Source organism: Streptomyces sp. WAC05292 (assembly GCF_003949955.1).
In the GTDB taxonomy this organism is placed as follows: Bacteria; Actinomycetota; Actinomycetes; order Streptomycetales; family Streptomycetaceae; genus Streptomyces; species Streptomyces globosus.
The window spans coordinates 1-4,819 of record NZ_RPSE01000443.1; the positions used below are offsets into that span (position 1 = coordinate 1).

At 77.5% G+C, this 4,819-nt stretch carries 5 protein-coding genes; 3 read left to right on the top strand and 2 right to left on the bottom strand.

Annotated elements, in window-relative coordinates; translation table 11 throughout:
• The 3 genes from EF903_RS28790 to EF903_RS28800 form a co-directional block, all read left to right on the top strand.
• The coding region (locus EF903_RS28790) for an FAD-dependent oxidoreductase (protein WP_185902882.1) at positions 1 to 414 on the top strand (414 nt) is incomplete at its 5' end.
• Complete coding sequence (locus tag EF903_RS28795) at positions 411 to 1,400, top strand: phytoene/squalene synthase family protein (protein WP_125547941.1); 990 nt, start codon at positions 411 to 413, stop codon at positions 1,398 to 1,400. The genes EF903_RS28790 and EF903_RS28795, both read left to right, overlap by 4 nt.
• Complete coding sequence (locus EF903_RS28800) at positions 1,397 to 2,413, top strand: DUF5914 domain-containing protein (protein ID WP_125547942.1); 1,017 nt, start codon at positions 1,397 to 1,399, stop codon at positions 2,411 to 2,413. Before EF903_RS28795 ends, EF903_RS28800 begins: the two co-directional genes overlap by 4 nt.
• 43 nt (positions 2,414 to 2,456) lie before the next feature.
• Here the strand turns inward: EF903_RS28800 and EF903_RS28805 are convergent, their stop codons facing one another.
• Both EF903_RS28805 and EF903_RS28810 read right to left on the bottom strand, forming a co-directional pair.
• A complete protein-coding gene (locus EF903_RS28805) occupies positions 2,457 to 4,046 on the bottom strand; it encodes an FAD-dependent oxidoreductase (protein WP_125547943.1) in 1,590 nt (529 codons plus the stop codon).
• Entirely contained in the window at positions 4,043 to 4,792 is a 750-nt protein-coding gene (locus EF903_RS28810; protein ID WP_125547944.1) for a class I SAM-dependent methyltransferase, read from the bottom strand. Before EF903_RS28810 ends, EF903_RS28805 begins: the two co-directional genes overlap by 4 nt.
• Positions 4,793 to 4,819: the final 27 nt, after the last annotated feature.

A 4,819-nucleotide genomic window follows, 5' to 3' on the forward strand; every position in this document is an offset into this window, starting at 1 on the left:
GGGCTCGCCCCGCCGGACCGCCACCTGCACTACGTGCTCGCGCCCTGCCCGAACACCGCGACCGGCCCCTCCGCCGCCGCATGGCGGGACCTCGGGCCCCGCTACCGCGACAGCCTCGTACGCGAGCTGGAACGCCGCGGCCTGGACGGCTTCGGCGCCGCAACCGAGGAGGAACTGCTGGTCACCCCGGCCGACTGGACCGCCCTCGGGCACGCCGCCGGCACGCCGTTCTCCGCCGCCCACACCTTCGCCCAGACCGGCCCGTTCCGCCCCGCCAACCTCGTCAGCGGCATCGACAACGCCGTCCTGGCCGGCTGCGGCACCACCCCCGGCGTCGGCGTCCCCACCGTGCTGATCAGCGGCAAGCTCGCCGCCCAGCGCGTCCTCGGCACCGGGCGGGGGCACCGCCCGTGACCCGGCGCGAACTCGACGCCGCCGGCATCGCCGACCCGCAGCTGCGCGCCGCCTACCGGCACTGCCGGCGGCTCAACGCCCGGCACGGGCGGACGTACTTCCTCGCGACCCGGCTCCTGCCCGTGCCCCGCCGCCCCGCCGTGCACGCCCTCTACGGCTTCGCGCGCTGGGCCGACGACATCGTCGACGACCTGGCCTGCGGGACCCCGCCGCACATCCGCGACGCCCGGCTCGCCCGGCTCGCGGACGCCCTCGACGAGGGCCTGCGCACCGGCCGCAGCAGCGAGCCCGTCGTCCGCGCGCTCGCCCACACCGCCGACCGGTACGCGATCCCCGCCCGGCACTTCACCGACTTCATGGCATCCATGCGCGACGACCTCACCGTCACCGACTACCCCACCTACGCCGACCTGCGCCGCTACATGCACGGCTCGGCCGCCGTCATCGGACTCCAGATGCTGCCCGTGCTCGGCACCGTCGCCCCGCGCGAGGAGGCGGCGCCGCACGCCGCCGCGCTGGGCGTCGCCTTCCAACTCACCAACTTCATCCGCGACGTCGGCGAGGACCTCGACCGCGGCCGGGTCTACCTCCCGGCCGACCTCCTCGCCGCACACGGCGCGGACCGCGCCCTCCTGGAGTGGAGCCGGGCCACCGGCCGGACCGACCCGCGGATCCGCGCCGCCCTGGAGGCGGCCGCGGCCCTCACGCGCGGCGTCTACCGGGAGGCGGAACCGGGCATCGCCATGCTCGACCCGCGCTCCCGCCCCTGCATCAGGACCGCGTACCGGCTGTACGGCGCCATCCTCGACGCCGTCGCGGCCGACGGGTACGCCGTCGTCCACCGCAGGGCGGTCGTGCCGCGGCGGCAGCGCGCCCGCGAGGCGGCGGCCGGACTCGCGGGGGTCGTGGCGGCACGCCTGCGCGCCCGCCGGGCGCCCGCGCCGCTGGAGGCAGCCGCCGTACGGGGAGAGGGAGGGACGGCATGACGGATGCAGGAGCACCACGGCGAAGGGGCCGCGGACTGCCGCTGCGGGCGGGCCGGCGCGTGCCCTGGGAACGGCAGGCGCCCACATGGCGCGAGGCCAGGCCGGCGCTCATCGCAGACGCCCTCAAACGGGCGGCGGCGATGCCGTCGGGCAACTGGTACGTCCTCGGCGCCTCACGGGCCGTCGGCGCCGGCGGCCGGCCGTTCGGCCGGACCATCGCGGGCACCGAGGTCGTCGCCTGGCGCGACGCCTCGGGCGCGCTCCGGGCCGGGCCGGGCGCCTGCCCGCACCTGGGGGCCCCGCTGCGCGACAGCCGCGTCGTGTGCGGCGTGCTCGTCTGCCACTGGCACGGGCTCGCCCTGCGCGGCGGCGAGCCGTTCGCCGGCTGGCAGCCGCTGCCGGTGCACGACGACGGCGTCCTCGCCTGGGTCCGCCTCGACGAGGCGGGCGGGGAACCGCCGCTGGACCGGCCGGTCGTCCCGCCGCGGCCGGAACACGGCGCGGTCGACGCCGTGTTCGAGACGGTGGGCCGGTGCGAGCCCGAGGACGTCGTGGCGAACCGGCTGGACCCCTGGCACGGATCCTGGTTCCACCCGTACTCCTTCACCGACCTGACCGTCGTCGGGGTCCCGGAGGGGCAGGCGGAGAGTGACGCCTTCACCGTCGACGTCTCCTTCAAGGTCGCCGGGAGGCTGGTCGTCCCCGTACGGGCCGAGTTCACCGCGCCGGAGCCGCGCACCGTCGTCATGCACATCACCGAGGGCGAGGGCGTCTCGTCGGTGGTGGAGACGCACGCGACCCCGCTGGGGCCCGGCCCCGACGGCCGGCCCCGCACGGCCGTGACCGAAGCCGTGGTGGCCGCCTCGGACCGCCGCGGCTTCGCCGCCGCCCGAGCCCTCGCCCCCGCCCTGCGCCCGCTGATCCGATGGACCGCCGGCCGCCTCTGGCGCGACGACCTCGCCTACGCCGAACGCCGCTACCACCTCCGCTCCACGGGCCGCTTCCCCGGCTGATCCGCGGCGCCGCGGGTCGGGCCCCGACCCGCGGCGCCACGGATCAGGGCCCGGCCGTGAGGGAGGCGAGGGTCCGCAGGAGGGGGGAGCGGCCCCTGCGGGGGACCGTCCACAGGGGGTGGCCGCGGAGGCCCCAGCTCTGCAGGAGGGTGTTGGCCGCCTGGATGCCCGTCGTCGCCGCGCGTTCCATCAGGGCGACGGGCAGGTCGCTGCGGACCAGGTCGCCCGCCGTCACCACGGCCGGGTGCGGGGTCCGCACCCCCGGGCGGGCCGCGTAGCCGCCCACGGGGAACAGCGGGCAGTCCTCGTGCCATTCGTGGCGGGAGTCCACCACACGGGCCGCGGCGGTCTCCGGATAGACCTCGTGCAGCCGGTCCAGCAGGCCGCGCTCCACGCCGGCGCGGTCGCGGGCCGAGGGCCCGTCCACGGCGTACGCGTGCAGTTCCACGACGCTGCCGCCGGTGCGCCCCGCCCACCGGGCGGCCTCGCCCTCCCAGCGGTCCAGGACGCTGACGTTGTCCAGCCCGCCGTACCCGCTCGTCCCCAGAAACCCCGGCCGGTCCCGGCGGACGGGCCGGTCCAGCCACAGCCGCGACACGAGGAACGGCGGGGCGGTGCGCTGGGCGGCGATCCCGGCACGCCACGCCGCGTCCCCGAGGCCGGGGGAGCCGGCCACCAGCGACCGCAGGCCCGGAACGTCCAGGGCTAGGACGACCGCGTCGTGGCGGGCGCCGGCGCCGCCGGACTCGACGCCGAGGCTCCCGTCGGCGTGCGGGACGACCGCGTCGACCGGCGCTCCCGTGCGGACCTCCGCGCCGAGGCGGTCGAGGTAGCGGCCGAGCGGGTCCCACAGCGCCTGCGGGAACGGCTCGTCGGGCAGGTCGAACAGCAGCCCCTCGGAGGAGCCGAGGAAGTAGATGTGGAACATCAGCAGCAGCTCGGCCGCCGACAGCTCCCCCGGATCGGCGAAGAAGCTGCGCGAGAACACCTCGAAGGCCAAGTGGTGGGCCGCCTCGGGGAAGTTGACGGCGGCCAGGAAGTCGCGGGCGCTGACCCCGTCGAACCGCTCGTACACCTGCGGCACCCGCACGTCGAGCAGCGGCAGCGCCGCCCGCGGGTTGAGCCCGGCGAGGTCGCGCCAGCCGAACGTGGGGCTGAGCGCGACGAAGCCGAGGGCGCTCCACGGCGGCGTGCGGGGCACCCGGGCGAAGCTGTCGGTCAGCCCGCCCCGGTGGCGCAGCGGGTAGTCGGGTACGGGCCTGAGCGTGGAGAGGGCCGGGTCGGCCCGGCGCAGCAGACCGCGCAGGTTGTAGTACTGGCGGAAGAACGCGTGGAACCCGCGGCTCATCGTCACCGCCGAGCCGTCGGCGAGCTGCACGGGCCAGCCCGCGAGCCGTCCGCCCAGCACCGGCCGGCGCTCGTACAGCGTGACGCGCACGCCGCGTTCCGCGAGGGCGGTGGCGGCGGCGAGGCCGGCGATGCCCCCGCCGACCACCGCGGCGCGCGGGGCTCCCGCCCCGGTGAAGCGGGGCCTGCCGGGCGGCGGCAGCAGGATCTCGGCGCGGCGGTCCCGGCCGCGCCGGGGCGCCCGGGGCGTGCCGGGGGAGGGGCGTACGGCCGTCTCGGCGCTCATGCGGTGGCATCCTTCCGGGCGGGAGCCGCGGACCGGCTGCCGAGGAACGTGTGGACGATGCCGGTCTGCCAGCCGGGCATCGGCAGCACCCGGACGCCGGTGAACCCGGCCGCCGCCATCCGCTCCGCGAACCGCGGGGCCGTGTCGAACGCGCGCACGCTGCCGTGCAGATGGCGGTACAGGCCCCCGTTGCCCGTGAGCGTCCCGGCCGGGACGACGACCGCCCGGCACACCGCGGACCAGAGCGCACGGTGCACGGGGGACCCGCTGAGGGTGTAGTCGTGCACCGCGAGCCTGCCCCCGTCGCCCAGCAGCGCCCGTACGGCGGCCAGTACGGCGTCGGGGTCGGACACGTTCCGGAAGAGGTAGCCGGCGAACACCGCGTCGAACGGGCCGGTGACCCCGGCGTCGGCGAGCCGCTCCACCGGGGCGTGCACGAAACGCACCCCCGGCGGCCAGGGCTTGGCCGCCGCCTGCCGCAGCATCCCTGCGGACGCGTCGACGGCGGTGATCCGGGCGTACGGGGCGGCGCGCAGCAGCGCCGCGGTGGAGGCGCCGGTCCCGCAGCCGGCGTCCAGGATGTGCAGGCCGGCCCCGCCGGCGGGCAGGCGGAGCCGGCGGGCGGAGCGCCGGAGGTCGGCGTGGTACCCGGCGTTGAAGCCGGTGAGCCGGTCGTACGTGCCGGACGCCCGGTCGAAGGCGCGGGCGAGGTCAGCGTCCCGCAGCAGGGTCGTCGTCTGGTTCATCGGGCCTCGTTTCACGGGGGGCGGGGG